Origin of the sequence: Streptomyces sp. SJL17-4 (genome assembly GCF_036826855.1) — a bacterium.
Classification (GTDB): domain Bacteria; phylum Actinomycetota; class Actinomycetes; order Streptomycetales; family Streptomycetaceae; genus Streptomyces.
This window is the reverse complement of record NZ_CP104578.1, coordinates 1244004-1269761: the sequence shown is the minus strand read 5'-3', so window position 1 is coordinate 1269761 and position 25758 is coordinate 1244004. Positions and strand designations below refer to the sequence as shown.

Here is a 25758-nt window from a genome sequence, read left to right as displayed (position 1 = left end):
GATGTAGGCGGCCGATCGGCATGCGGGCCTGCTCAGCGGACGCGACCGCGAGGCTGAGGGAACGTGGCCGGAAGCTGGGAGACCCCAGGGGCTCGACGCGCTGGGGCGGGCGGGGACCCGGCGAGCGCGGCCGCGGTGCGGGCGAGCTGGGTGAGCACGTCGTGACTGACGCCGGCGGAAAGGCGGATGGCCCATACCGCCCGGTCGAGGTCTGCGCCTCCGCACAGCGTCCACCGGTCGTCGGAGGCGTGGGGGACGTGGTCGAGGGTGATGGTGTTGTTCGGCGCCCGCAGGCTCGTCCAGGTTGGGTGGCTCGACGGACGGCATCCGGCGTCCCGCAGCGGTTCGTACGCTTCCGTGGTGCCCACGGGGAGCGGGGCGTCAACGTGCTGCAGCAACGTCTGGATGAGGGGGACAGGGGTGCCGACTGTGACGGTGGCGTGCCAGAGCCGCTCGCCGACGGGCCCGTTGTATTCGGCGATCGTCCAGGCGGTGTCGGTGCGGTGGCGCGCTTCGTGGTCGAACTCGGCCCGGACGGTCAGGTTTTCGTGCGAGACGATGGTCGTCTCGTCGCTCCAGGTCCGGTACTTCTCCCATTGGGGGTTGTCGTCGAGGAAGGAGGCGAGGAACTCCTCGTGTTCGCCCGGAGCGGCGGTAGGCGGCGTCGTCGGCGCCGTGTCGGTGCTTTTGGTAGATCCGCTTGTCGGCGTCTGCCCGCGGAGCACTTGGCGGACGGTCTTCTCCAGGTCGGTGAGAGGCGCGGGGCCGGGGCGGGCGGTGGCGGTGTAGCGCCGCTGGAACTCGGCGATGGCTTCCGACTCGTCGTCGAAGCGGGCCCTGATCAGGCGGAGGTGGTTCTCGCCGTGGAGATGGACATGCCGGCGCACGCCTGCGGTGTAGCTGCCGACAGCGACGGTGTTGTGCCCGCTGCCGGCGTGCAGATGGATGATCAGATGACCGTCATTGATGTCGTCGTGGATGTGCTGGGCCGCGGCGGTCCTCTCGCGGACTTCCTCCCTGGAGCACCCGGGGAAGCGATAGCTCTCCCAGACCCACTCAGCATCGATCTCAGCCTGGGGGGCGGGGTCGATCTCGGTGGTGAAGCCGTAGCGCTGGAGGAGTTCGGTCGCCGTGGTCGTGTAGTAGGGCTCCTCGTGGTCGATGCGGGCCAGGACCATGGTGGTCGGGTTGGTGCTGTGCCAGCCGAGGTCGTGGAGGTGGGAGCGGGCGGCGTCGGCGGTCGGGCCGCTGGTGGTGGCGATGACGCCGGGGTGGTGGTCGGGGTGGTGGTCGGGGTGGAGCGAGAAGTGGATGTGGGCGTCGGCGGGGGCGTACGGCATCGGGTTCTTTCGGCTACGGGGCACGGCTGGCGGTGGGCCGGGCGGGGGCGACTCGGGCGGGGGCCGGCGTGGTGGTGAGGCTGCGGGGGCCGGCGCGCGAGGCGGCAGCGGTCTTGGTGTCGGCTGTCGGGGCTGCGGGTGGGTGGGTGGCCCGCTGCCAGCGGGTGCGGACGGCGTGCAGGTCGGCTAGTGCGCGTCGGCTGCCGGTGATCAGCTGGTGGACGCTGTTGGTGGGGTCGTCGGCGTACGCGGTGACCCGGTCGGCTGTGTGTCGGGCCCGGGTGAGCAGGGTGTGCTCGACGAGTCGCTGGCCCCAGTAGTCCGGGGATCCGGCGGGGGTCGCCAGCAGGGTGAGTGTGGCGGCCGGGGTGATGCCGGCGGCCAGGAGGCCGCGGTGCTGGGCCTCCCAGAGCACGGTGACCGGATCCACAGGTTCCCCGCGGTGGGTCAGCGTCGTCACGCACTGCCAGAGCACGGCGTGTGCGGAGTGGAGGAAGTCGTCGGCGGTGAGCCAGTGCATTTCCTTGACGTAGGCGGGCCAGGACACGGCGCTCGCGAGCAGACACTGTTCGGCGTCCAGCACCTCCTCCGTGTCCGTCGGCGGCGGGGGCGGTGGCGGGGCGGTGCGGGGCAGCGGGGCGGAGTGGGCGAGGAAGCGGCCGGCAAGGTCGTCCAGGCGCCGGGCGAGTGCGTCTGCGGCGGCGAGGGCGTGTCCGGGGCGGTCGGGCACGGTGGTGTCCGCGGCGGCCTGGGCCAGTTGCTCGGCGTGGAGGCGGACGGTGCGCCGGGCGTGCTCGGCCCGGAGCATCGCCGCGTACGCGGGCGCGTGGTCCGGCCGGGGGCAGGCGGAGATCAGGGTGTGCATGAACGAGGCCGTCAGTCCCGGTGTCTCCGACCGGGCTGTGGCCAGGACGGCGTTCAGCCAGCCGAGGCCGGCGTGCGCGGTCTGCCCCTCAGGGACGGGGACGGTGCGCATGGCGGCGAAGACGGCGGCGTGGAAGGGGTTGTTGAAGGCCGCGGGTTCGAGACTGCCCAGGTCCGAAAGAAGGGTGGGGTCGAGCAGGATGGCTCCGAGGAGGGCCTGCTCGGCGTAGTGCGCCGGCGGGCGCTCCGCCGGTTCGTACGGGGGTCCGTCGTCGTGGCGATCGGAGGTGCGGGACATTAGGCGGCCAGGGTGAAGTCGTCGGGGTTGAAGGTACGGTCGAGGTGCGGGGCGAGGAGGTGGGCGGCGAGCCTCGGGGGGACGGCGTTGCCGATCTGGCTGAAGACCTGGCCCTTGTTGCCCTGCCAGGGGTAGTCGGCAGGGAAGCTCTGCAGGATGCCGGCCTCGGCGGCCGTGATCCGGATCGGCGCCGGCGGCTCGACCTCGCCCCCGGGCTGGGCGTCCGGCGGCTCGGCGACCCAGGTGCACTCGTTCGCACGGTGCCCGAAGAACAGCGTCCCGGCTGGCTCGGAGAGCGGCCGGACGGTGGCGTTGGCCTGGTTGTTGCTGCGCAGCGACCACGACCAGCGGTGCGCCTCGGCGGTGAACGTCGGTTCGGGCGCGGTGGCGGTCCGGTTGTCGCGCACGCCGTGCCGGGCGGCCCACCCGGACCCTTCCCGCCGGGAGGCCAGGACGACGTCAGCTGCGAGCGGTGCCCAGGTGCCGCGGGCGCGGGCGTCGGAGAGCGTCTTGCGGGCTCCGGAAGGGAAGGGTTCGGGGCCGCCCCCCGGTCCGCCGCCGGCGCAGATAGTCGGAACGGGCCGGTCGGTCGCCCCCCAGCCGAGCGCCTCCGCCATGGACACCCACCGTGCGCGGCCCGGACCGAACAGCGAGTCCGGCTCGGCGAGCCGGGCGTGCGTAGGCGCGGGCGGCTCGGCCGTACGGACGCGAGAAGCGAGCAGGATCGCCCGCTTCCGCGTCTGCGGGACGCCGTAGTCGGCCGAATTCAGGATCCCCGTCCACACGGAGAACCCCCAGCCGCGCAGGATCGCCGCGTACTGGCGCCACAGCGGCAGCACGTCGGGAACCTCCTCCATGGCCACCCACTCCGGCTCGCCGACCGCATGCAAGGCACGCAGGTAGCGCATCGGCTCCGCCGCGAGCAGGGACCGCTCGTCCCTGCAGGCGGCCAGCAGCTTCTCGCGGGTGTCGAGGCCGGCGGCGAGATCGGCGACCGCCTGGTGCACCAGCGGCTGGTCCACCAGGCCGAGCCGCTTGCCCGCCATCGACCAAGCCTGACACGGAGGCGACGCGATGAACCCACGCGTCCGGCCGACGAACACCCGGCACGGGTACATCGCGACGTCGGTACGGATCGTCAGCAGCCCCGCCGCCGCCCGCGTCCGGCACGCCCACTCGTCCCATTCCAGCCCGACATCCCGGATCCCGAGTACACGCAACGGGTGGCTCCAGCCGCCCGGGCCCGCGAACAGGTCCAGCACCAGACCCTTCACGCGCTGAGCCCGAAGTCGTCCTGAACCGCCTCGACTTCGCCCCGGCACGCCCAGGGAGAGCAGCCGTCCACGACGCCCTGCTCCAGCTCGCCGACGTCGTCGAGATCCTCCTGACGGGCGGCCCACTCGGCCGCGGTGACGTGGTCGATCGGGGCCTGATCGAGCGGGACCCGCGAGCGGTGCAGAAACGCCTTACCCAGCAACTTGTTGCCGCCGGCGTTGGCGCGGGCGTTCCCCTTCCGGATCGCCGCGTCGAAGGCGACGACATCCTCCCACTCCGCGGGGGAGCGGTCCCGGATATTCCGCCACTGCGCATTGCCGTGGAACGGGCACCCCAGGCAGCTTGATTTCGGGGTATCGGCAAGCCCCAGGGACGTTAGATAGCGCACGCAGTCGGAACGCGACCAGCCCATGTCGATCAGCGGATTCCGGTTGCGCATGTACCTCACGTCAGCGTCCTTGGCGCGGTGAAATTCGTCGGTGGATATGCCGATCCACTGCTCGACGAAGACACCCTTCGGAACGCGGGCCGGATACGGATAGTCGAGAAGGTCCCGGATCTTCTTCTTGATCGGTTTCACCTTGTACTCCCCGGTGCACTGGCGCCGGGTCATCCCAGGTCGTCCGTCCTTGTTGAGGATGTAGAGGGGAATCGAAGCGAAGCGATGATCCGGATTGAGGGCGTCGTCGCGGATATTTCCGGAGGTGACCCGGAGAATGGGGATTCCGGCAGGCTCGGCTATTTTGCGCTCGATGCGGTCGAGGTGGTCGTAAACGGCCCTGGGCTCCCATCCGGTGTCGGCGAAGATTGCGTAATCGACCTTTGGGAGGGTGCCGTCGGCGGACAGAGCGAGCAGGGTGGTGGACTGAACGCCGGCGCCGAGGGAAATGGCGCGGAACTGGGGCGTAGGGGAAATGGGACTTCCTTGGTCGTGGCGAGGGGGAAGCGGGAAGGGCGGCCCTTGAGGAGAGATGACGGGACGTGACGGGAGCAGCGCGTCAGTCGGCCAAGGCCGTCACCGCCGCGCGCCCGCGCGGCGTGTGGTGCTGCGCGGCGCGACGGGCGTGGGTGCTGTGGTGGCGGGGCCGCGGCGCTGCGCCGGGTGTGCTGAAAGAAGAGCCTGGACGCCGACGGAGGTGAGCCGCACGCCGTACCGGCCTTGCTGGACGAGCGGGGTGAGGGCGATCAGCTTCTTGTCGACGAGAGCGTCGATGGTGGTAGCCCTCATGGGCGTGGCCAGCGGAGCGACGACTTCTCGGGCGCCGTCGGCGGATGCGTGGAGGACCCCCTCACCGCGGGCGAACGAGGCGAGGCCCTTGCGCTGCGCTTCGCTGACCGCGATGGCGGAGTGGGTGCCGAGGTTCTCCCGTGCCGCGCGTTGCTGGGCGTAGAGGTAGCCGTCGTGCCGCAGCAGGGCGGCGGCGACGTCCTGGACGGCCACCGGCGTTCGGTACAGGTGTGCGCGGGACTGCTCCAGCAGCCGGTCGGCCGAGGCGGTGTCGCCGTGGGCGAGAGCGGAGACGGCGTCCGACGCGCGCGCGGCGGCGCTCGCGATGGCGTCGGTGAGGCGGCGGAGGACGGCAATCGCCTCCTGGCCGTCGACGGTGGTTGCCGCGTCGGAGAGCGCCGCCTGGGACAGGAGCTTGCCGGTGTGCAGCGAGGTCCGGTACAGGGCGCTGCCCGTACGAACGGTGTCGGGCAGCCGCTGTGGTGCCTCGCCCGGCTGTCGCTGCAGGGCATCGAGCAGGTCGCCGCACTTCAGCAGGTACTGGGTCAGTGTCCACAGGTCCTCATCGATCGGCCCGGGGGTGAACGGCTGTGTCAAGAAACGGGGCTCCTTGGAGAAGAGGGAGACAGGGGGACGGGTGCTTGCGAGCGGCCGGCACTACGCCAGGCGGGGCGGCTCGGCGGCGGCGCCGTCGCAGCGGTCCTTGGGGCAGCGGAGTCGGGTTCGGGCGGCCTGTGCCGCGAGCGGGGCAGGACGCTTCGAGGCCGGGGCAGGGGGACGTCCGAGTCGAGAGGCGAGCGCCACGCGGCCGGCGTCGGTCAGGTACAAGCGCACCGAGAGGGACGTGCCCAGCGGGCGGGGCGCTCGGGTGACCCAGCCTCGCGCCTCCAGGGAGCGGACCGTGGCCATGGACAACCGGTCGTACCGCAGCCAGGCTTCTTCGACCGCTTGGGCAACCACGCTGACGTAGCCCTGCGCGATGGCCATGAGGCACCGGTACTGGGAGGACGACATCGAAGCGGCGGGCTCGGCGCCGTGCCGGGCACGCACCGCGCCCGTGAGATCGTCGGCGGCAACGACGAGGTCGGGTGCTCCCAGGGCGGTCAGGGTCCTGGCCGCGGCCACATGCCGCCCCGCCTCGATGAGCGTGTCCTGGACGTGTTCCGTACGGCCGCCAGGACCTTGCGCCATCTCCTCAGTGGAGAGAATGCGCAGGAGGCTCTCGGCGATCCGGAGATCGTCGGCGGCTGTCGCGGCCTGCGGGGCGAGCAGTGTCAGCCGGATGTGCACGTCCCCGGCGACCGGACTAAGGGGCAGGTGGATCCGTCCGGCGGCCTTCTGGTACGTCCTGGACGTACCAGGAGATGACCCCGCCTGCGTTGCGAGGGCCTCGGCGATCTCCCGCGAGAGATGCTCTCCGACGCGCAGGAGTTGCAGGTCGTCGTGGAAGCTGGCGAACTCCTCGGCCAGGGCGAGGAGACGAGCAGGCATCGGGACCTGCGGTGACTCCGGGCTGCCGGGGTGATTGCGCTCCTCCAACGTCATCGGTCCCCTCCCGCATCGGCCGTCCACGCGACGGCCGGGGGAGCGACTGAAGGCATGCGCATGGCGGTCCGGGCAAGGAGACCGTGGCCGCAGTCGCAGGCGTTGAACGTTTGGCCGCTGCTGAGCAGGGTCATGGCGCCCACGTGGACGAGCCTGTGCTTCTCGAAGAAGGTGAAGGTGACGGGATGGGTCGTCTCGTCGTGGAGGGAAGTGAATTCCCTGGCGACTGCGAGGATTTGCTCGACGTGCTGGGGCGTGTTGCAGAGAGGGATGCGGAGTCTCCTTGTCGGTGGGTTACCGCCGGGCAGTCAGGCGGCCTGCGGTGCCGGGAGCGGTGGGCGGCGCTGCACGCGGGGAGGTCTGGGCGGTGACACGGGGGCCGGCGAGGGCGCGGGCGATGAGGGGCTGGTCCTCGGCCCGGGCGGCGGCGGATGCCAGGCGCCGGGAAAGGTTCTGGGCGAGCACGCGGTAGGTGCCGACAGCCTTGGCGAGTACTGGCGGCTGGTCTGTGGTGTCCCGTCGCTGTCCTCGTACAGCAGGGCGTCGGTGCGGCCGGTGATGCCGTACATGCACAGCGACGAGGCGACGGAAATCCGCGAGGCGGCCTCGGCCAGGACCGCAAGGTTCTCGTGGCCGTTCTTCATGACGGCGTACTGGCTGGTGGAGAGAGTGTCGAGCTGCTGCAGGCGTCGGATGGCCAGGCTGTGCGCGCGGACCGCGATCGGCGCGATCTCGCGTACGGGCCGGGCGATGTCGCCGGCCCGTATCCCCTCGATCTCGGTCCGCAGGTCCTGCAGTTCACCGGGTGTCTGCCCGAGGGCGCGGGTCTGTCCGGCGAGGTCGATGATGTGCATGGTCGTCTCCGGGATCGGCCGTCAGCGCGACCGCGCCGCGGGGGCAGCCTGCGGCGCCGTCGGGGGCAGGGCACGTGCGGCGAGCGCGGTGGCCGATGGGGGCCGGATGGTGCGGAGGATCTGTCCGGAGGAGGCGATCCGCCAGAACGCCCAACCGGTGCGGATGGGAAGGACATCGGGACGCAGAGCCTCGATGACCGCTCTGGACGCTCCGCTGGGGGACTTGTAGGCCCCCGCGCCGGGGTTGCCTTCGGGGATGGTGACGGACTGGGTGGCGGTGTCGTAGAGCGCGTCGACGCGGGTGGCGGCGTAGACCGCGTACACCGGGACCCGGCCGTCCGCATCCGTCTGAGCGGCTGCGGGCATGGTCTCGGAGAAGAGGACGAGGAGCTGGCGGACGGCGTCGTTGGGCGTGGTGTTCCACGCCTTGGCGAGCAGGTTCAGCAGGCTGTGCGTGGACGGGTCCAGGTCACCGACGGCGGGTGCTGGTCGGGCAAACGATGACCTCCTGTCTGAATCGGGGTGTGTGGTTACGCGGCCTTGTCGAAGTCGGTCTGCTTCGGGGCCTGTTTGGCGATGGCGCGGGCGGTGATGGCCCTGGAGGCGCGGGCGGAGGCGGCGGCGAGTTCGCCGGCGCCGGGCTCGGCGTACCACGGCCGGAGGGTCAGCATCGCGACCCTCATGCCGGTGGCCAGGCACAGGGCGGATCCCTTGGGCAGGGCGCGGATCGCGTCGGCGGGCAGGATCCGCTCCTGCCGCATGCTGATCGAGGTCGACTTGCCGGACTCGGATACCGACGTGCTGGTGGTCGCCACGTCGTGGTCGCCGATCATCCGCGAGAGCTTGTCGGCGAAGTCGGGATCGTCGATGCCGGAGCCGATGACCTTGACGGTGGCCGCGGACCACATGGCGTCCATGCCCGCGTCCCCCCAGACCTTCTGGCCCTGGCGGTAGCTCTGCAGGATGGTGATCGGGATGATCCCCCGGCTGCCGAGGTGGGAGTACAGATCGGGCAAGTCTGAGATCTTGCAGACGTTGGCGGCCTCATCGAGGATCGCGAGCATCGGCGGGTCCAGCCGGCCGCCGGCGCGTTCGGCCTGGGCGGTCGCGGCTCGCATCACGGAGTCCGCGCACGCGGCGATCAGCGCGGAGGCGCCGCCTCCGCCGTCCTTCGACAGCAGGAACAAGGTGTCCGTGCTCGTCACGAACTCGGCGGGGCGGAACTCGGGGACGTCCTTCTGCGGGGTGACCCAGGCGGCGATGTCCGCGTTGAGCAGGGCGGCGGCGTACTGGCGCGCGGTCTCGTAGATTCCGTCCCTTGTCTCCGGCGGACCTTCCACGGTGCCCTTGAGCTGGGCCGCGACAGCGGTGAACCTGTGGTCGCGCAGGATGTCGAGCGGGGTGCGGTCGGCGGGGAAGGCGAGCCACTGCATCACGTCGGTGATCGGCCGCTCGTCGAGGGCTGCGGCGAGGAACAGCTGGGCGAGGATGTTGGATCCGGCCTTGGACCAGAAGTCGCCCTGCTGGGAGGCGTCCACCGAGGCGGCGAGGAAGTGGCCGGCCAGGCGTCCGGCGCCGTCCAAGGTCCGCGCGTCGGTGAGCGGGTTCCACCACATGGCCCGATCGGCGTGGGCGATCTGCTGCGGGTCCATCGACCACACCCGGCCGACCCTGCACCGGGCGTCGAGGCACGCCGTGTAGGCGTCGCCCGCGGCCTTGTTCGACGTCAGCAGCACCGGCCCGGGGGCCGCGAGGATGGAGGGGATGGCGAGGGAGGTGGTCTTGCCTGAGCGCGGCGCCATGATGGCGACGGCCACATCCTCGAAGCCCATGCGGACCTCGTGCTTCGTGCCCTGGAGGCTGCCGAGGAGGATGCCGGCGTCGCGCGGCTCGATGTGCTTGGCGTCCTTCAGACTCGGCCTCAGCGAGCGGGCCTTGGCCTCGATGGCCTTGGCGAGCAGCGGCTCGATGTCGCGGGCCTTGGCCATCCCGTCGACCTTCTTCTTCCTGCCGCCGGCGCGGTTCTTGTACCGCAGCCACAGGGCCCCGGCGCCGCAGGCGAGGAGAAGGGTCACAAGGACGGGGACGATCCGCGTACTGATGAGCAGGGACGTTTCTCCAGCCTCAGGCCAGAGCTGCTCGGGCTGCAGGAGGGCGTCGCCGGGCCGGTAGGGCACCCAGCGGCTGGTGCCGGTCGCCCAGGCGGTGAGGTTGCCGCCCAGCCAGGCGATCGAGGCGAGGGGCAGGCCGAGGGCGAAGGCGCCGAGGAGGACCTTCAGGGCTATGTCGTAGCCGTCGGAACTGGAGGGGGGAGCAGAGCGCAAGCGGTGGTCCTTGGGCGGTGCGGGCTATAGCGAGCGAGGGAGTGTCAACGGGTGCGGCGGGGCGCTGACGGTGGGGTGGGAGGCGCGGGCGGTGGGGCGCTGGCACGGCGGGCGGCGAGGTGTTCGATTCGCTCGGGCAGTGCCCGGGCGACGCTCTCGGCTGTCCACTCCTGCCAGCGCAGGGTGATCCGGCGGCGGGACAGGCCGATGGTCTGCTCGTAGGAGCGGCGTACGGGCTCGGGATCGGCGAGCGCCCGCATGAACGCGGCAACGATGACGCGGGGTGTGGCACTGGCGAACCAGGCGTGCCATACGGGATCGTCCTCGTCGAGGCTGGCCCTGATGCGCCAGTTGCTGCTGCCGGAGAAGTTGTGGCGCTCGCCCCTCACCCGGCCGTCCGGCGAGCGGAACGCTCCGTTGTGAATGGAGTCCCATCCCGCCCGCCAAAGCGGCTGGTAGGGAGCAGCGACCTCTTGCGCGTTGTAGCCGGGGTCGGTGAGGGTGTCGGTGACCGCGGCGATCAGCTCGACCGGCGTGCCGCCACCGAAGGTGGCGTTCCAGACGGATCCGGTGCGGCCGTCGCGGTGGGCAAGGTGCCACCACGGCTCGTTCAGATCGGGTTCGAGGCGGAGCATCGTCTTCTGGTCCGGGCTGGTCAAGACGACCCGGGGTATGAGCGGGTCGTGGCCGTGGCTCCATCCGGCCCCTGCGTGCAGGGCCGCGGTGACCCAGGCCGGGTCGCCGGGGCCGGCGAGGTAGCGGGGTGAGATGAGCGCCTGTTCGACCTTGATGCTCATCGGCGCTTCCCTGCCAGACGGCGGGCCGCCGCCGCGGCCGTCGGGGTGGGTGCGGTTCTCAGGATCCGCGCCGGTGCCTTGAGGGCGACGGCGTGGATGTCGAGGAGGACCCGGCCTTGTATGGCCCAGGTGTCCAGGCCGTCCCATGCTTCCTCGTTGCGCTCGGCCAGGGAGTCGACGAACTTCTCCTGGGACACCGGAGGTGAAGTACGCCGGGCCTCGCGGACCTTGGCATGCTCGTTCTGGAGCGCCTCCAGCTTCTCCAGCGCGCGGGCGAGCTCAGCCAGTTGCCATGCCCATCGGGGTCCGATGTCACCGGCACTGGTGTGCTGGAGCTGGACGGCGGCCGTGGCGAGCAGCTCGCGGGCCGAGTACCGGATCTCCTGGAACGCGCGCCAGGTCTCTGAGTCCCGTTGGACCATGCGCCAGCCGTACGACACCTCGTCGTAGGGCTGGCCGTCGGCGTCGGTGTTCTTGTCGGAGTAGGCGTCCCAGGCGGCGAGGATCGCCTCGCTCTCGACGAGGAACACCTCCAGCCGCCTCAGCAGGAGGGCGTGCCGGTCGGACGGGTTGAGAGTGGATGGTGTGGTCAGGGCGGTTCCTTGCGTCACGTGACGGTGGTCAGCGGATGTGGGCGGGCCCGGCGATGGCGCTGGGGGCCGGACTGGCTGTGCTCGGAGGTTTCTTGGGGCGGTGGCGTCGGGCGTCGGCCAGGCGTTTGGTGTGCGCGGCGACGGCCTGGTCGTGGATTTCGAACTCGGCGCCCACGTCCAGGTGTTGGTTGCTTGGGACGTCGAAGCGGGTGCGCAGCACGGGGGCAGGGTCGATCAGCGCGCCGGCGAAGGCTGCCAGGAGATGCGTGGGAGTGTCCCCGTCGAGGCTCGCTCTCCAAAGCCGTTGCTGCGGACCGTACTGATCGTGGTGACCGGCGACGTCGATGGACCAGTAGTGCAGGGCGGATACGTCAGAGAGGCGAAGGTTGACGACGATGGTGCCGTCCGGAGACAGCAGGTGTTCGTCGCCGGACTTGTCCGGGGTGTGCTGCCAGTGCGCGTCGGTGAGGAGACCGACGATCGTTGGGGCATTCTCCTGGGGGACGGGCCGGACGAGGGCGTCGGTGACAGCGGCCACGATCTCTACCGGCGCGCTGCCGCTGAACCAGATCGACCAGCTGGGCTTCCCGCGACCGGAGATGTTCCAGCAGGTCCTCCGGGAGCCGGGGTCGAGCGTGAGCCAGTGAGAGTGGTCGGGGCTGGTCATGACGACCGTGGGGTGGAGCGGGTCCGAGTCGGCCTTCCAGCCGGCGGCGTGCAGGGCGTGGGTGACGTGCCTCGGGTCGCCGGGCCCGGCCAGATAGCGGGGGCTGACGGCGGACCCGTACCGGTAGTGGTCCTGGGCGAAGGCCCGGAGCTGGCGCTCGGTGACCAGGGTGTTCCTCCTTCACGGGGCGGGTTACCGGCGGGCGCGGGCGCCGCCGGCCGTGGCGTACGGGCGGGCAGCGGCGGCCGGCTTGCGGGTGCGGGGCCGTGCGGAGGCCCAGGAGTGGCGGGCCCAGGTGGCTGCGCGCGCGGCGGTGATGCGGGCCTGCTGCCAGGTGCCGAGCTCCGAGGGCCAAACCGACACCGACGTCGTGCGGACCCACTTCGAGGGCGGTACGTGACCGCGCGGACGCATGACCGGCTGCGGGTCGGCGAGCGCCGCGGAGAAGTGCTCGATCAGGTGCATGGGGGTTGTGACCGAGAAGACGGCGTCCCAGGTCCGGCCGTGCTCTGTCCGTGCTCCGGCCCACCAGTGGGCCTGGCCGGGGCCGCTCTGGTGGTACTGCAGCCACGCGTTGTGGTCGGGGCTGACGGCGGTGAAGTGCTGGGCGCGTTCGGTCTCCCAGTGCTGCTGCTGGAGCGGGGCCCAGGGGTTGGGGGCGTGGGCGGAGCGCTCGCGCGTGAGGGCGTCGGTGAAACCCGCGACGATCTCCACGGGAGTCTGCCGGGTGAAGGTGACCTGCCATCCGGGCTCGGCGGCGGTCGCCTGCCCCTGGATCTGCCAGCCGCCCGGCTGAGCGTTCGGGTCGTAGACGATGCGGACCAGACGGTCGGAGCGGTCGAAGACGAGTGGCCCGCCGGTGGTCGAGCGGTCTGTCCAGCCGGAGGCGCGCAGGAACTCGGTCACGTGCCGGATGTCTCCGCCGCCGGCCAGGTGCCGGGGCTCGACGAGGTAGTGCTGTTCGGCCAGGTCCCCGCCACCCCAGGTCGGGTGCTGTGTGCGGGTCATCGGTGCCTCCGTACGACGAGCGGCGCCGGCGCCGGGGGCTTGGCGGCTTCAGCGGCGGAAGGGCTGCGGTCTGTGGAGGCGCTGAGGGTGTCGAGGTGTTCTTCGAGGCGGAGACCGATGTCGTGGAGTTCGTTGGCGGCGCGGCCGAGGGCGAGCCACACCTCGGGCGGCAGGTGCCCGCGCGTGGCCTGGTCCTGGGTGAAGCGGCTCGCGGTCGTGACGAGGGCGGTGAACTGGGCGAGGACGCCGTCTTCGGGGGCGAAGGTGTGCTGCAGTACCTGGACGGTGTCGGGCTTCGTGAGCCCGTCCTGGGTCAGGTACTGGTTGAGCAGGGCGAGGCGGGTGGCGATGTCGCGGGCGTGGTAGGCGCCGTAGGCGGTCGGGGTAGGGCGGTCGTTCAGCGTGGGCCTCCAAGCGGGTGGTGGGGAGCAGGTCCCGGGGCGGGGGCGGGGGTCAGCGCCGGTGGCGGGGCGGGTCGGTTGCCGGTGGCGGAGCGGGTTGGTAGGTGCCGGACCTGCCCCGGTCGGCGCGGTGAGCCTGCATGGCCTGGGCCCAGGCGGTGACGTCGAGTTCGTCGGGGTCGATGTTGACGTCGTACCCGGCGATCAGGAGCGGGAGGATCTCCCGTGAGACGAGCTGACGCTGTGCCTGCTGACTGAGCCCCTCGGGAGTCTCGTGCCAGGTGTAGACGGGGCCGTCGGTCGTCTCGGACCGGCGCTCCAGTCCGGCGGCGTCGAGCAGGGCGAGGAGTTCTTCGGGGGCGCCGGTCCGGCTGACGATGTGGAGCCGGTCCAGGTGGCCGGTCTTGCGGTAGATCTCGACGTCGGTGCCGTTCTCGTCGGCGAGGTTCAAGGCGTACTCCGGGGAAAAGTGGCGGCGGCGGTCACCGGCTGCGGGCGGCGGACGGCGCCGTACGGGCGGGCAGCGGGCCGGCTGCGGCGAGCGCGGGGCGGGAGGGGTGGCGCATGCCGATGCCGACGCCGAGTTCGGCGAGCCGTGCGCCGACGGCCCGGACGGCCCGTGCCTGCACGGCGGTGTCGTCTCCCGGCAGGACGAGGAGGTCTTGGGCCGTGTCGTGGTGGAAGCCGTGCTCGGCGAGCAGCTTGGCGAGCGGGGCCGAGTTGGGGACCGGGGTGGTCAAAGCTCCGTCGGCCCACGTGAGTTCGACCTGGTCGGGCAGGGGCGAGGCGAGGGCGGCGGCGTTGCGGCGGGCGTGGGCGACGGCGTCGGCGTAGCGGGGGAGTAGATGGAGCGTGACGGCCTCGGCGGCGTGGAAGGGGTCGGCGGGAACCGCGAGTCCGTCGGGCTCTCGGACGCCGCTGTACGCGGCGGCCGGCAGGCCGACGGGGGACATGGCGGCGACGAGGAAGCCGTCGGCCTTGCCGAGGTGGTCGATGACGAAGAGGCGTGCGCCGTCGTCGGTGCGGGTGAGCACCGCGCAGTCGAAGACGCCGTAGGTGGCGATGGCGTGTGCGGTCTGGTCCATGTCCCACACCTCGGCGGCGAGGTGGTCGTAGTCGGTGCCGCCGTGGTCGGGGTGGTACTGGCTGGTCCACCGGCCGGGCAGGTCGCCGGCGAGGATGGTGGCGAAGGATTCGAGGTCGCGGGGGTCGGTGTCGTGCACGGGAGTCCTTGGTGCGTGGGTCAAAGGCGCCGGGGCGGCGCCGGGGCGGGCGGCCGGGGCGGCAGGGTGCTGGTCGGGCAGGGCCGGCGCGCGGGGTGGGCTTCGTGCCGGTTGGCGAGTTCGTCGCGCAGCCGGTGGACTTCGGTGGCGACGATCGCGAGGTGGTGGTCGTTCAGGCCGCGTACGACGGTTGCCGTGTGCCGGTCGAAGCCCAGGTCGAGGGTGCCGAGGAACTCGGCGGCAGTGTCGAGGACTTGGGCGAGTGCTGATAGGACACCGTCGTGGGCGGCGGTCAGCTCGGTCAGGATCGCGGCTGCGTCCTGGGTGGTCGTGGCCTCGCGGAGGTCGTCGGCGAGGGCGGCGACCTGGGCGCCGAGGGGTGGCCGGTGGGCGGTGTGCCGGTCGGTGTCGAACGGCTCGTCGCAGGCCACCCAGTAGCCGGCTGAGCGGAGAGCGGACACCGCACCAGTGGCGAGGGCGTCCTCGGCGGCCTGGTTGAGACCGGCGGGAGCCCAGTGGAAGTTCCCAACCTGGCGGATCACGTGGATGAAGCCGGTGCGCTGCAGAATGCCGTGGGCTTCCGCGTCGCCACCGTGAGCGAGGACTTCGCCGGAGTGCGGATCGCGCCGCAGGTCGATGCAGCGGTCGTCGAGCGCCAAGCGGGTACTTCCCTTACGTTACGGGCCGCGCTCCCGTTCTGGCCGCTGCGGCGTGGGCGGGGACACCCGGCGCCGGGGCCGTAGCGAGCACGGCCGACGGGCGGCTGAGTACGGTGGCTGTGGTGGTGAGGTCTTGCTGGAGGTCGACCAGGCGGCGGGCCGTCCACTCCAGCCGGTGGGCGGCTTCTCGGACGTGAGCCTGGGGATGCCCGACGAGCCGCTGGGCAAGGTGCTCGATGGCGTCGCGGGCGCCGGCGAGCGGGCCGGAGGTCTCGTCGCCGACCTGTGTGAGCAGCATGGCCGCCCGTTCGGCGGCGACCGTTATGCCTGGCGTGGCGGGCCGCCCGGGGGAGATGAGGCCGAGGTCGGCCTCGAGCCGCCGGGCCTCACGGGCCAGGCCGCCCAGCAGACCGGACGGAAGCGGTTGCCAAGAGCCGTCGCGCCGGACGAGGTTGGCGATCAGGTCGAGCCGTCCGGGCTGGGCCTGGACGGCGATCCACCGGCAGCCCTGCTCGTCGCCCGGCACCTCGATGCGGGCGGCCCGCGCGAAGCGGTGCGCGATCTCCGACCACTCCGGCCGCGTCAGCGACCGGTCGCCTGGGGCGAGGCGGACATCGATGCGGAAGATGGCCCGCCGGTCCTCCTCGACACTCGCGGCACCAGGACGTCCGAGCGAGGGTTCATCGAGGTGCTCGGCCCACTCCCGCAGGGTCCAGTAGGACGGTTCAGGTTCCGCATAGGCTTCCAGGCCCGGCCACCAGGCCACCAGCGTGGCCCCGGTGAGCCTCTCCTTCACGCAGAGAGAACGGCCCAGGGCTTCGGAGAGTACGGGCCCGGCGTCGTCGGCACGTGCGTGCACGCGGGGGATCACCGGCCGACCGCCTTCGCGTCCTCGACGTGGAGAAGCTGGCCGAAGTCGGTGACCCGGTACCAGCCGAGGTCGACCGGCTCCTCGCCGATCACCTTCGGCAGCAGGTAGTCCTCCAGAGCCCGCAGGTAGATCAGACAGTCCGGGCACCGCTTGGACAGGTGGACGAGGTAGCGGGGGTGGCCGGTGACGAACGTCTGCGCGCCGCCGTTGGGGTTGCGCAGCCGCCACCCGTCCTCGCCCGTGGGCGTGTGCCACGACGGGGCCACGACGGTCATCGCCTCTCCCCACAGTTCGCCGTCGGCCACACCCTTGATGACCACGACCTGGTCGCCCGGGGCGAAATGGGCGTGGGTGATGTCCCGGTTGCCGGTGATCGTGTCGGCGGGGGCGAATGCGGGGCGGGTGGGTTCGGGCATGGCAGAGTCCTTCCGCAGAAAACCGCACGTGGCGGCTTGGGGCATGACTCCATGGTCGGGAAAAAACCCGGTTAGCCTAACCGGGAATTGTGCGCTATATATATGCGCCCTCGCGCCGACGGCGCGGCCCTCTGCCGGGTGTCATCGGTAGGGGTTTTCGGTGCCGATGTCGGCGCTGGTCGCGGCGTCGAGAAGCTCCGGAAGGTCGGCGCCGTCGGCATCGCGCTGGTCGATCCACCACCCTGTCCGGGTCACCGTGCGGATCTTCTCCTCCAGCACCGCCCAGTCCGTCTCCTCCCAAGTGCCCTCGGTGACGAGCGCGGTGTAGGCGGCGGTGACGAGCTGGAATCGGGAGCGCTCGCCCCAGTCCAGGGCCCGCTCAGGGCCCTCCAGCGGCGGCATGTCGAACCGCTCGGCCCACTCCCTGGCCGCGGCCTGCTCCTCCGCGCGCCGGGCGGCGAGCCACTGCTCCTTTGCGGCGGTGTCGGCTGCACGGCTGGCCTTCCAGCAGTCAGTGCACTCCCGGCCGGCGAGCCAGCGGGCGAACCCGGCCCGGCGGTCGGCTGGCCGGTCGGCGAGGTTGTGGGTGACCTCGTGTCCACAGCTGTGGATGACGGTCCAGACGGTCTTGATTGCCATGGTTGTTCCTGCTTTCTGTCTTCTGTGTCGTCTCAGCGCGTCCTGCGGATGGCGTCTGTGGCCGCCGTGGCGATGGCGGCGGGAGCGCTGGAGGGCCGGGGCAGGTGCAGCAAGGTGGTCCCCGGCAAGTGGCGGGACCCCGCGGTGAGGGTGAGCTGGAGTACGGCGCAGCCGGCGGTCGTGAGCTGCTTGACACGGGTGACGGCTTGAGCGGTTTCATCGCTGCGGTACTGGGCGTCGGTGACGATCACGAGGAGGCGGCCGGCGCCGGGGCGGCTGAGTTCGAGGGCGTGGTCGAGTGCGTCGATGGCGTCGCCGAGGTTGTGGTGGCCGCCGGTGGCATCGAACGTCGTCACGCGCTCTGGTGCTCGGTGGGTGGGTCGGGTCAAGGCGGTCAGGTGCCTGTCGTAGGCGATGGTGGCGGTACGGGAGTCGGGGTCGGTGAGGGCTGCTGCGCGTGCCACGATCCAGGCGGCGGACGCGACGGGCGCGCAGGCGGCACGCATGGAGCCGGAGACGTCGACGGCGATACCCACGCGCAGCGGTGGGGTGGCGGAGTTCCGGCGGCGGGTGTGGGTGAACGGTTCCGCGGTGGGGACCGACCCGGCCGCGCGCTGAGCGTCGCGGGCGAGGGCCGCGCGCATGTTGAGGCGGCCGGGCGGGGTGGGGCTGGTGGTCCGCTCCTCGGTCCGCTCGCGGTAGGCGGTGGCACGCAGGGCGCGGCTCAGGCGCGCGGCGGCACTCTGCTCGGCGGCGGTGGGCCTGCGGGTGCCGGTGACCGGGTTGCTGCGGGGCGCCGGTGTGCCGTCGGGGGCGACGGTGGTGCCACGGGCGTTGAAGACAGACTTGGCGGTGGCGGCGGCTTTGCGTCGCTGGCCGGCACGTTGGGCGCGGTCCTGAGCCTGTGCCTTGGACTGCGCGGCCTTGGCGTTGGTCGCTGCGGCCTGTGCCGCGAGGTCGGCGGCGTCGGTGGCTGCCGTGCTGTCCATAACGACCCCCACGGCGCCGGACAGCAGATCGGTGAGGTTCTCCGGCACGGGCAGGGCGGGGGCCGCGGTGTCCAGAGCGTCGCACCATTCTTGAGCGTGCGCGAGCATGGTCGTGGCGTCGTGGTCGGCGCACTGGTGGGCTGCGGTCCAGATGCTGGTGAGGGTGGCCAGCAGGTTTGCGCCCAGCACCTTTTCGCACAGATCGGCGACGGCCCGAGTCTCGCCGCCGTCCAGGATGCCGACGTCACGGCGGCCGAGGACCAGGGCCGCCACGGCGGCGGCGTGCTCGATGCCCTGGAGGGTGGGGTTAGCGATGTCGGGCATGACCAGGGTACGGGCACTGGTGCGCAGGTACGTGCGGTCCGTGGGCCGCGTGGTCAGGTGTGCGCCTTCGATACGGCTCTCCTCCAGCAGGAGCGCGGCCTCGACGACACGGGGGTCCGCTCCGGCAGGCGCCGTCCAGACGGAGTGGGCCGCGTGCGCGGCCTCGTGGACGAACACTCCCCAAGCGGCGGGATACCGCTCCTCGTCGCCCACGATCCGCGGATGGATCTCGTGGGGCTTCAGCGGGGCGAACAGGCCGGCGTCGAACTCGACCTCGCCCAGAGCGGGGAAGAACGCGGCCGGTGCGCCGCTGCGCGTGCCGGGGCGACAGGTGACGAGGAGGTCCTGGCGGCCGGAGAGGGCGACCAGCCGATCGCCGAGTTCGGCTCCCACGCGCAGCCACGCGGCCGGGGAGGAACGGGGTTGCGCGGGCGGGGCGCCGTCGTCGTCCCATCGCGCGAGGTCGGCGTCGTCGTCCGGCGTGGTGGCGGGGGACTGGACGTGGTGGTGGGCGCTCATCGCGAGCGGCCCCGGTGCGCGGAGCCGGCGATGCCCGGGGGCTTCCGGAGGGCCGAGGCGGACAGCTGCTTGCCGAGGGTGAGGGGAGCGACCTCCTTGACGCCGACAGCCTTGATGACGGCGGCGGCGACGGCGTCGCGATCCTCCAGCGGAGCGATACCGACCAGGTTCGCGAGCGCGGCGTTGGTACCGAGAACGGACTCGGTCTTCTGGTAGCTGAGCAGCTCGCGCAGCTGGGGGGCCCAGCCCAGCTCGCCCAGTTCGACTTGGCGGGCGAGGTGCCGGGCGACCCGGACCACCCGGGCATCGATCCTCAGCGCCAGAGCGAGGTCATAGTCCGTGCCGATCTGGATCTGCACGCTGAACCGGCTCGCGAGCGCCTCCGTCAAAACCGCCCCGTGGACGCCGGGATTGTGGCCCGCCACCACGTAGAAGCCCGGCTCGGCCTTGATGGTCTCGCCCGTGTGGGCCTTGACCTGGATCTGCCTGCGCCCGTCCATCGCCGGATACAGCGCCGCCAGGACCTTCGGCGAGATCAAGGTGGCATCGTCGATCAGCAGGGCGCGGCCCTCGGTCATCGCGGTGACCAGCGGCCCGTACTGGAAGACGTAGCCTCCCGCGTCGGCCTGCGTGTACTCGCCGATCAAGTCGCCGACCGTGGTGTCGCCGTCACCGGCGACGGTGAGCAGGTCCGGGAACGCCGCCTCCACCAACGACGTCTTGCCGGTGCCCGGAGGGCCGTAGAGCAGCACCGGCACGTCGGCGTCGCGCAAGCGATTCAACGCCTCGACGTCGGGCAGATCGGCCAGCTCCCGGGGGTGGTAGAGCTGGCCCCCCGCGCGGCGGATCGGGCCGGTCTGCCTGGGCGTGGCTGCTGCGGTAATGGTCGTGCGGGCCGTGGCCGCCTGGGCGCGGGGAGAGTGGGTGCCCGGTGGGCTGATCACAGCGGTCTGCGCGGCTGCGGCGGTCTTCGCGTTCGCGCGGAACTCCGGTTGTCCGGTTCCGCCTTGGTCGGCCTCGCCGCGTCGCACCAGGGTGAGGGCGGCATTGCGGACGGCGCCGTGGGAGTGGCCCAGCTGCCTGGCCATGTCCCCGATGGTGAGCCTGTCCGCCGGCCGGTCCGCCAGCAGGCGGGCCACCTTGGCCCGTAGTTCGCCGCCCTTGGTGCGCACTGGACTGGCAGGCGTTCCGGGTGTGGTCACAACGAGGCTCCTTCAACAGGTGCGGGTGCGGGCGGGGTTGGCGATGTGGAAAGGCTGGCCGCCCGCGGAGTGGATCACGGACTGTGCCGATATCGGCGACCGGGCCAACCGGGGCGTACCGTCGGCGCTCACCGGCCGACCGAGGGCTCGGTCCAGGTGCACGGGATGGCTGGCGACGAGCAGCTCGCTGGCCGCCGAGCAGGCCCGTGCGTCCGCTCCGTACCGGGTTCCGTCGCACGGCAGGCGCAGCCTGGCGCCTCTTCGAAGCCGGCCTGGAGCAGGATCCGCCGGGCGGCGGCGTTGTAGCCGGTGGTGGTGATCTCGCCGGTGATGGCGTGCCGGATCGTCATGAACGGCTCTGCTGGTGCTTCGGGCAAGGCGGGTCTCCTATCGGTGGTGGCGGGAAAACGGTGGGGTGGAGGTGCGGCGGTGCCGGCCGGGTCGGCGGCGCGGGCCGAGTGCGGGCCGGGAGAGCGCGAAGACGGTGGTGGCGAGGACGGCGCCGGCGGCAGGGAGCGCGGACAGGCCGAGGACGTGGTCGGCGAGGTTGCCGGCGAGGACGGAGCCTGCGGCCTGCCCGGTGCCGACAGCGAGGATCAGCCACGAGTACGCCTCGGTGGTCCGTGAGGCGGGAGCGAGGGCGTCGACCGTCTCGAACCCCGAGGTGATGACCATGGTGAGGAACAACCCGGGAAGAGCGGCGGCGACGATCGCCGCCTGCGTGCCCGACTGGATTAGCAGCCCCAGCCAGCCGGTCGCGAACAGCGCTGCGGTGTAGAGGAGTTGGGTGGAGGGTGCGGCGCGGCGGGCGAGGCGGGCGAAGAGCAGGCCGCCGAGGAAGGAGCCGGTAGAGAACGCGGCCGGCAGCACACCGGTCAGCCAGGCGGCGTGGTGCGTCTCGGCGATGGCGGCGGCCCAGACGCTCAGCCCGCCCAGGGGAATCCCGACGGCGGCAAGGCCGGTGCACAACAGCACCATGCCGCTGCTCGCGAGAGGCTGTCGTTTCGCCGACCGGGCGGCCGTGGTCACTTCTCTGCGGTGGGGGTGCCAGGTGCGCGACGGCGCGGAGGTGAGGACGGTGGTGGTGCCGAGCAGGCCGAACACGGAGGCCGCGGCCAGGGCGGTGTCCGCGCCGAATGTGGCGGCGAGCCAGGTGGCCAGGAGCGGCCCGGTGACGTACATGAGGCCCTGGGAGCCGGTGTCGAGGGCTTGGATGACCTTCCTCTGGCCCGGGTCGGTCACGACGCTCGGCCACAGGGACCTCAGCCCCGATTCCAGCGGCGGATTGGCGAGTCCGGCGACTGCGACGGCGGCGCCGATCGCCCACATGCTGCCGCCCGGCCCGATGACAGGCAGGGCGAACAGGCTGCTGCTGGCGATGACGGCGGCGGGCGCGCTTACCCGGGTTTGCCCATGCCGGTCCATGAGTCGGCCCTTCACCGGCTGGGTGACGCTGGCGGTCAGCCCGTAGACGGCGGCGAGCGTGCTGGCCGTCGTCAGCGACCCTCCGCCGCCGGTGACCCACAGGACCAGGGAGACGGCGACCATGCCGCTGGGCATCCGGCCGGTCAGGGTGCCGGCCAGCAGGCGGATGACATGGCGCGTACCCAGAACGGCCCGGTAGGTCACAGGCGGCGGTGCGGTGGATGGGGGATCGGCCAGGAGCAAGACGAGCAGGGCTTTCCGGGAGGTGGCGGGGGTTCCCCGCGTCCGTGCCTGGGTTACAGGCAGCGCGGGATGCGGGGCGGTGTGGCCGTGGCGGGTGCGGGCGGCGGGATGGTTCGCACGGCGGGTGGGGGCTTGATGTGCCGGGGCTGCGGGGTGCGGTGCGGCGGCAGGACGGCGATGGTGTCCTCGAAGGCGACCAGCGCCTGCCGGAGCTGGCGGTCCAGCAGGTCGGCCTGGACGATCAGGCCCCGGAGCCGTACCGACAGGTCCCGGCCGGCGACCGTCTCGGTGGCAAGCGCGAAGTCGGCGCACTCGCCAAGGAGGTCGGAGAGCTGGGACAGGTGGCTGGGGCCGGTGCCGTCGCCGGCCACATGGCCGATGGCGTCGGCGACCGCCTGGCTGTGCGTGGCGTCGGCGACATCCTCGATGAGATCGGCCAGCGCCGGAATCGTGCCCGCGCCCTTGGGGAATCGTCCGCGCGGGTGTAGGACACCGGGCTGGACGGGCGGCGGCAGGGTGGCCAGGGCATGGTCGTAGATGTCGTACCGGCCAAGCACCCGCATCGCGGTGCCGTCGACGTCCCCGGCGACGATGAGCACGCAGTCCGCGATGGGCTCGTCGAGGTGCGGGACCCCGACAACGGTGAGCTGCCGGCCCGAGGCGTCGTACCGGGACTCGTACAGGTACATCATGTGGCGTCGGCGGACGTCCTGGGCGTGGGCGGTCCACCGTGCTTCCTCGTCCGCCGGCAGCTCCGGCCCTGGTGGCGGCGGCCATTCTTGAACGGCGAGGTCGCACAGGAGCTTCGCCCGCTCCGCCCAGGTTTCCCCGCACTGGCGTAGGACGAGGCCGGTGGGGGGTGCGGCATCACCCGCGGGGCCTCTGCGCAAGGAGCGGGCCTGCTCGGCTGCTGCTTCCAGGTCGTCCACGAGCAGCGACCAGCCGGCCAGATGCCGGGAGGGCGGCTGGAACCGCAGCGCGGCACGGGCCCGGTCGATGAGGAGCGCGGTATTTGCGGGAGCAGGACGTCGAACGCCTCGGACTGCTCGCGGTGACACTCGGCTTCGATCTGCCGCTCCGCGTGCACGCTGTCCGGCCAGCCCATGCTGTGGCGGACCCGTTTCAGGGACTTGTCGCTGCGCGCCCTAATGTCGGCATAGCGGGCCGAGTACGTGTTGAGGGCATCGATTGCCGTATCGGCGATGGAAGTTGAACTGATGGGGACTCCGTGGGTTCGGTCGGCGGGGAGGTCACAGATGCGGAGCCGGGGAGGAGGCCCGAGGCGGTGCGGGCGGAAGAGCCCGCGGGGACATAAGAGGGCGCAATGCCTCGGCGGCATGTGGCTCGCTGGCGGCGACTGCTCGCTGGGCCAGCTCGATCAGTCCCTCGCCGCCTAGGAGGAGCCACCAGGCCAGCGGATCGTCGTGGCGGAGCGCTGGAGGCGCCTCGGTGTCCGCGTCGGGTGTGCCGATGATGTCGTCCACCTCCCGCAGGAATGCCGCCTCGCGCTCGTTGAGCCGCACAAGGGCCCGCACGGCGGCGGCGACATGCGGGACGGCTGTAGCGAACCGTGCGAAAGAGTCCACGAGATCTGCCGGAGGCGGCTCGGGAATCGTGCCCGCCTCGTACGCCTCGCGTGTCCAGGACAAGTCCCCTTCAAGGGAGTTGACCCGGCAGTGGAGAACGGCCCGCGTGTAGGCCGGCAACAGGTGCGTGCGGATCACGTTGGCGGCCTTGGAGGGTACCGGTGGCACCGTCACGCCCGGGGGAGGAGTGACGAGCCCGTCGGGGCCGATGTCGCGTGGACGCAGGGCGCCCACGTGGTACAGGTCCCGGCGGGGGTCCCTCAGGACGGTGAGTTCGGCTCCGTCGTCGCGCCGGAGAATGGCCGCCCGCGCGACACGGTGATTGGCCAGCGTGCTCGCCACGTGACCGGTGCTCCACAGGCAGTCGGCGAGGTCCCCTTGCCATACCTTCATCGCGTAGTTCTCAACCCTCACCGTCCACCTGCCGGGGAGGTGCTCCACGATGTCGCGGGCGAAGTCCCCGACGTAGGTCTCGCTGCTCGCGTTGACCGTGACTCCGGCGAGCCGGGTGACCACGCCCAGGGTGAGGAGGACCTCGCGGGCGCGGGCGAGATCGCTCAGCGAAACGGCCTTGTTGCCGTCCGGTGTCTTCTCGAACCCAGCGAGCTCCATCGCGGTATGCGCCCAGCGCCAGTTGGCGCCGTCGACGAGCCCGACCACGCCGTCGTGCTCGCTCGTGAACAACGTGATCTCGGTGGAGGATCGGCTGGCTGAGCCGCCGGCCGCTTGGGCGAGCAGAACCAGGTCAGTGGGATTCAGCGGTGGGTCCCTTTCGGTCGGAGCGGCCTGCGGGCGCTCGGGTGTGGAAGGCTGTGAGGTGATCGACGCCGAGCTGGTAGAGCTGCCGGTCGGTGATCTCGAGGAGGTCGCTCGTGCGCAGGTAGCGCTCGGCGAGCGCCGGCTGGCCGCGGTCGCGGCACCACGTGGCGGCGGCGCGAAGGAGCTCCCGCAGCGCAAGGAGGGTGCTCGCCTCCGTCCCGGTCTGGGCGTCCAGGAGGACGCGGACCTGCGCGGCGCTCCGGGCGGTAGTGACCTGCTGTGTCCATGCCCGGACGGCCTCGGCCGGGTCGGGCAGCGCGAGCGCCGAGAGGAAGGGCAGGGCCTCCGCGCGGGCCCTTCTGCGCAGTTCGTTCCCGGACGGCGCCTCCGGGGCGTCCGTGTTCACCGGCTGCGGCCCCCGCCGCTCGGCCCCGGGGCCGCTGGCGGGGCCAGGCGGGCCTCGTACTCCCGCGCTCGCTGTTGGCTGAGGCGATGGACGAGGGCCTGCAGCTTCGCCGGAGCCTCGACCACCGCGTTTGACAGCTGCTCGGTGGCGGAGGCCGGGACGTCGGGGGTTGCTTGCAGGCGCAGGGCGATCCGGTCGACTTCGATCTCCACGACCCTCAGGACTCCCGCGAGTTCGGCCAGGCGCCGCGCGTCCCGGTCGTGCGCGGGACCCTGGAGCGCGGAGACGGCGGACGCGGTGCCGAGCAGCAGGTCGGCCGCGGGCCGCAGAAGACTGCCCTCGCCCTGGGCGAGGAGGGTGAGCGCCCGGCCCGCCTGGTACGGCTGCTTCAGGCCGTCAGTGTTCTGCGCCCAGGTCCTCAGGGTCTGGGCCGCGCCTCGTACGGATCGCGGGGTGCCGTCGCCGGCGGTGTCCCGAGGACGGGTGGTGGGGGAGAGGGAGGGATCGAGCTGTACCGCGTAGCGGGCGGCGCGCAGCATTTCGGCGGCGTGGGAGGCGTGGTCGTTCTCCCATTCCTCGCCCATGTCGAAGGGGAGGCGGTGCCACGTGCCGCGCAGGGTGTACTGGTGAACGAACCCGGCGCGGGAGAGCAGCTCGGAGGCGAGCGAGTCGATCGGCCCCTCCGCCACCACCTCACCGCCCCGGCCTCGGACGATGCTGATCGCGTTCTCGGTCACCGGGCACGCCCATGTCCGGAGGCGGCGAGCGGACTGGCTGGCCGCGGGGACGTGGGTGCGGCCTGGGCGGTGACGGCCGGCCGGTACTGAGTGGAGCGGATCCCGGCGGCCTGGGCGATCCGGGATCGGCGTTCCATCAGACCGGCCCGGGGCTGGATCCGGGGCGGGCCAGCGCTCTGGGCGGGATCGAGGGTGTAATCGGCGTGGACGTCGAATCCGTGCCGGCGCAAGTCGTGGACGGCCTGGCGGGTGCGGCGCACGCCGTCGTACTCGGGGCTGGTCAGCCGGTACAGGCCCTCCAAGCCGGGGACGGGCTCGAACTGCTCTGCCGTGAGGTACCAGTGGGCGAGGTGCGGCGTCGTGTTCGCGGCGGGGGCGGCGACGAATCCGTACTCAGGGTGCTGGCCGAAGTTGAAGTGCTGCTTCAGGAAGACTCCTTTCGAAGGGTGCTCGGCGGCGCCGCGTGGACGGTGATGCCGCCGTCGCCGCCTCGGTGAGACGGACGACGAAGAGACGGTGGTCACCGTGGTCTCTCATGCCGAGACGGGCGTGAACTCGGTCGGCCG

Annotated in this window: 28 protein-coding genes; all 28 read right to left on the bottom strand. The window is 71.9% G+C overall.

The genetic code is table 11. From position 1 onward, the window contains the following. Positions 1-32: 32 nt before the first annotated feature. The 28 genes from N5875_RS05640 to N5875_RS05505 all read right to left on the bottom strand — a co-directional run bounded on the left by N5875_RS05640 (position 33) and on the right by N5875_RS05505 (position 25716). Entirely contained in the window at positions 33-1340 is a 1308-nt protein-coding gene (locus N5875_RS05640) for a DUF317 domain-containing protein (protein WP_338492080.1), read from the bottom strand. A 13-nt stretch (positions 1341-1353) separates the two neighbouring features. Continuing rightward, positions 1354-2502: a DnaB-like helicase N-terminal domain-containing protein gene (locus tag N5875_RS05635; protein ID WP_318209544.1), complete on the bottom strand. Its 1149-nt coding sequence runs from the start codon at positions 2500-2502 to the stop codon at positions 1354-1356. Next, positions 2502-3767, bottom strand: a complete 1266-nt coding sequence (locus tag N5875_RS05630) for a DNA cytosine methyltransferase (protein ID WP_318209789.1) — start codon at positions 3765-3767, stop codon at positions 2502-2504. The genes N5875_RS05635 and N5875_RS05630 overlap by 1 nt, the downstream gene beginning before the upstream one ends. Positions 3768-3772: 5 nt before the next feature. Further along, entirely contained in the window at positions 3773-4633 is an 861-nt protein-coding gene (locus N5875_RS05625) for a hypothetical protein (RefSeq protein ID WP_318209788.1), read from the bottom strand. Between the two features lie 159 nt (positions 4634-4792). Next, complete coding sequence (locus N5875_RS05620) at positions 4793-5602, bottom strand: hypothetical protein (protein ID WP_338492077.1); 810 nt, start codon at positions 5600-5602, stop codon at positions 4793-4795. Positions 5603-5662: 60 nt separating this feature from the next. Beyond that, positions 5663-6550: a hypothetical protein gene (locus tag N5875_RS05615; RefSeq protein ID WP_318209542.1), complete on the bottom strand. Its 888-nt coding sequence runs from the start codon at positions 6548-6550 to the stop codon at positions 5663-5665. Between the two features lie 308 nt (positions 6551-6858). Further along, positions 6859-7404: a hypothetical protein gene (locus N5875_RS05610; RefSeq protein WP_318209541.1), complete on the bottom strand. Its 546-nt coding sequence runs from the start codon at positions 7402-7404 to the stop codon at positions 6859-6861. Positions 7405-7425: 21 nt separating this feature from the next. Next, positions 7426-7770 (bottom strand): hypothetical protein, encoded by a 345-nt coding sequence (locus N5875_RS05605; RefSeq protein WP_318209540.1) that lies wholly within the window; start codon positions 7768-7770, stop codon positions 7426-7428. Positions 7771-7934: 164 nt separating this feature from the next. Beyond that, complete coding sequence (locus N5875_RS05600) at positions 7935-9728, bottom strand: TraM recognition domain-containing protein (protein ID WP_318209539.1); 1794 nt, start codon at positions 9726-9728, stop codon at positions 7935-7937. Between the two features lie 44 nt (positions 9729-9772). Continuing rightward, positions 9773-10525, bottom strand: a complete 753-nt coding sequence (locus N5875_RS05595) for a DUF317 domain-containing protein (protein ID WP_318209538.1) — start codon at positions 10523-10525, stop codon at positions 9773-9775. Beyond that, on the bottom strand, positions 10522-11136 hold the full coding sequence (locus N5875_RS05590; protein ID WP_318209537.1) for a hypothetical protein: 615 nt from the start codon (positions 11134-11136) through the stop codon (positions 10522-10524). The genes N5875_RS05595 and N5875_RS05590 overlap by 4 nt, the downstream gene beginning before the upstream one ends. A 10-nt stretch (positions 11137-11146) precedes the next feature. Next, on the bottom strand, positions 11147-11785 hold the full coding sequence (locus N5875_RS05585; protein WP_318209536.1) for a DUF317 domain-containing protein: 639 nt from the start codon (positions 11783-11785) through the stop codon (positions 11147-11149). 192 nt (positions 11786-11977) lie between these two features. Beyond that, entirely contained in the window at positions 11978-12793 is an 816-nt protein-coding gene (locus tag N5875_RS05580) for a DUF317 domain-containing protein (protein WP_318209535.1), read from the bottom strand. Between the two features lie 453 nt (positions 12794-13246). Further along, a complete protein-coding gene (locus N5875_RS05575; protein WP_318209534.1) occupies positions 13247-13645 on the bottom strand; it encodes a hypothetical protein in 399 nt (132 codons plus the stop codon). Between the two features lie 31 nt (positions 13646-13676). Next, positions 13677-14417 carry a hypothetical protein gene (locus tag N5875_RS05570; protein WP_318209533.1) on the bottom strand — a complete coding sequence of 247 codons (741 nt, stop codon included), beginning with the start codon at positions 14415-14417 and terminating at the stop codon, positions 13677-13679. A 20-nt stretch (positions 14418-14437) separates the two neighbouring features. Beyond that, complete coding sequence (locus N5875_RS05565; RefSeq protein ID WP_318209532.1) at positions 14438-15076, bottom strand: hypothetical protein; 639 nt, start codon at positions 15074-15076, stop codon at positions 14438-14440. Between the two features lie 13 nt (positions 15077-15089). Further along, positions 15090-15935: a relaxase/mobilization nuclease gene (locus tag N5875_RS05560; protein WP_318209531.1), complete on the bottom strand. Its 846-nt coding sequence runs from the start codon at positions 15933-15935 to the stop codon at positions 15090-15092. A gap of 8 nt (positions 15936-15943) precedes the next feature. Continuing rightward, positions 15944-16363, bottom strand: a complete 420-nt coding sequence (locus tag N5875_RS05555; RefSeq protein WP_318209530.1) for a hypothetical protein — start codon at positions 16361-16363, stop codon at positions 15944-15946. A gap of 141 nt (positions 16364-16504) precedes the next feature. Beyond that, on the bottom strand, positions 16505-17002 hold the full coding sequence (locus N5875_RS05550) for a hypothetical protein (protein WP_318209529.1): 498 nt from the start codon (positions 17000-17002) through the stop codon (positions 16505-16507). A 32-nt stretch (positions 17003-17034) separates the two neighbouring features. After that, on the bottom strand, positions 17035-18834 hold the full coding sequence (locus N5875_RS05545) for a hypothetical protein (RefSeq protein ID WP_318209528.1): 1800 nt from the start codon (positions 18832-18834) through the stop codon (positions 17035-17037). After that, the gene (locus N5875_RS05540) at positions 18831-19973 is read right to left on the bottom strand and encodes an AAA family ATPase (protein ID WP_318209787.1); all 1143 of its coding nucleotides are present in this window, start codon (positions 19971-19973) and stop codon (positions 18831-18833) included. Before N5875_RS05540 ends, N5875_RS05545 begins: the two co-directional genes overlap by 4 nt. A gap of 191 nt (positions 19974-20164) precedes the next feature. Then, positions 20165-20386: a hypothetical protein gene (locus N5875_RS05535; protein WP_318209786.1), complete on the bottom strand. Its 222-nt coding sequence runs from the start codon at positions 20384-20386 to the stop codon at positions 20165-20167. Positions 20387-20423: 37 nt separating this feature from the next. Further along, entirely contained in the window at positions 20424-21665 is a 1242-nt protein-coding gene (locus tag N5875_RS05530; protein WP_318209527.1) for an MFS transporter, read from the bottom strand. 92 nt (positions 21666-21757) lie between these two features. Then, complete coding sequence (locus N5875_RS05525; protein WP_318209526.1) at positions 21758-22762, bottom strand: hypothetical protein; 1005 nt, start codon at positions 22760-22762, stop codon at positions 21758-21760. Positions 22763-22954: 192 nt separating this feature from the next. Further along, a complete protein-coding gene (locus N5875_RS05520) occupies positions 22955-23974 on the bottom strand; it encodes a hypothetical protein (protein WP_318209525.1) in 1020 nt (339 codons plus the stop codon). A gap of 61 nt (positions 23975-24035) precedes the next feature. Continuing rightward, positions 24036-24455, bottom strand: a complete 420-nt coding sequence (locus tag N5875_RS05515; protein WP_318209524.1) for a hypothetical protein — start codon at positions 24453-24455, stop codon at positions 24036-24038. Next, positions 24452-25192 carry a hypothetical protein gene (locus tag N5875_RS05510; protein ID WP_318209523.1) on the bottom strand — a complete coding sequence of 247 codons (741 nt, stop codon included), beginning with the start codon at positions 25190-25192 and terminating at the stop codon, positions 24452-24454. Before N5875_RS05510 ends, N5875_RS05515 begins: the two co-directional genes overlap by 4 nt. After that, the gene (locus N5875_RS05505; protein WP_318209522.1) at positions 25189-25716 is read right to left on the bottom strand and encodes a hypothetical protein; all 528 of its coding nucleotides are present in this window, start codon (positions 25714-25716) and stop codon (positions 25189-25191) included. The genes N5875_RS05510 and N5875_RS05505 overlap by 4 nt, the downstream gene beginning before the upstream one ends. Positions 25717-25758 lie beyond the last annotated feature (42 nt).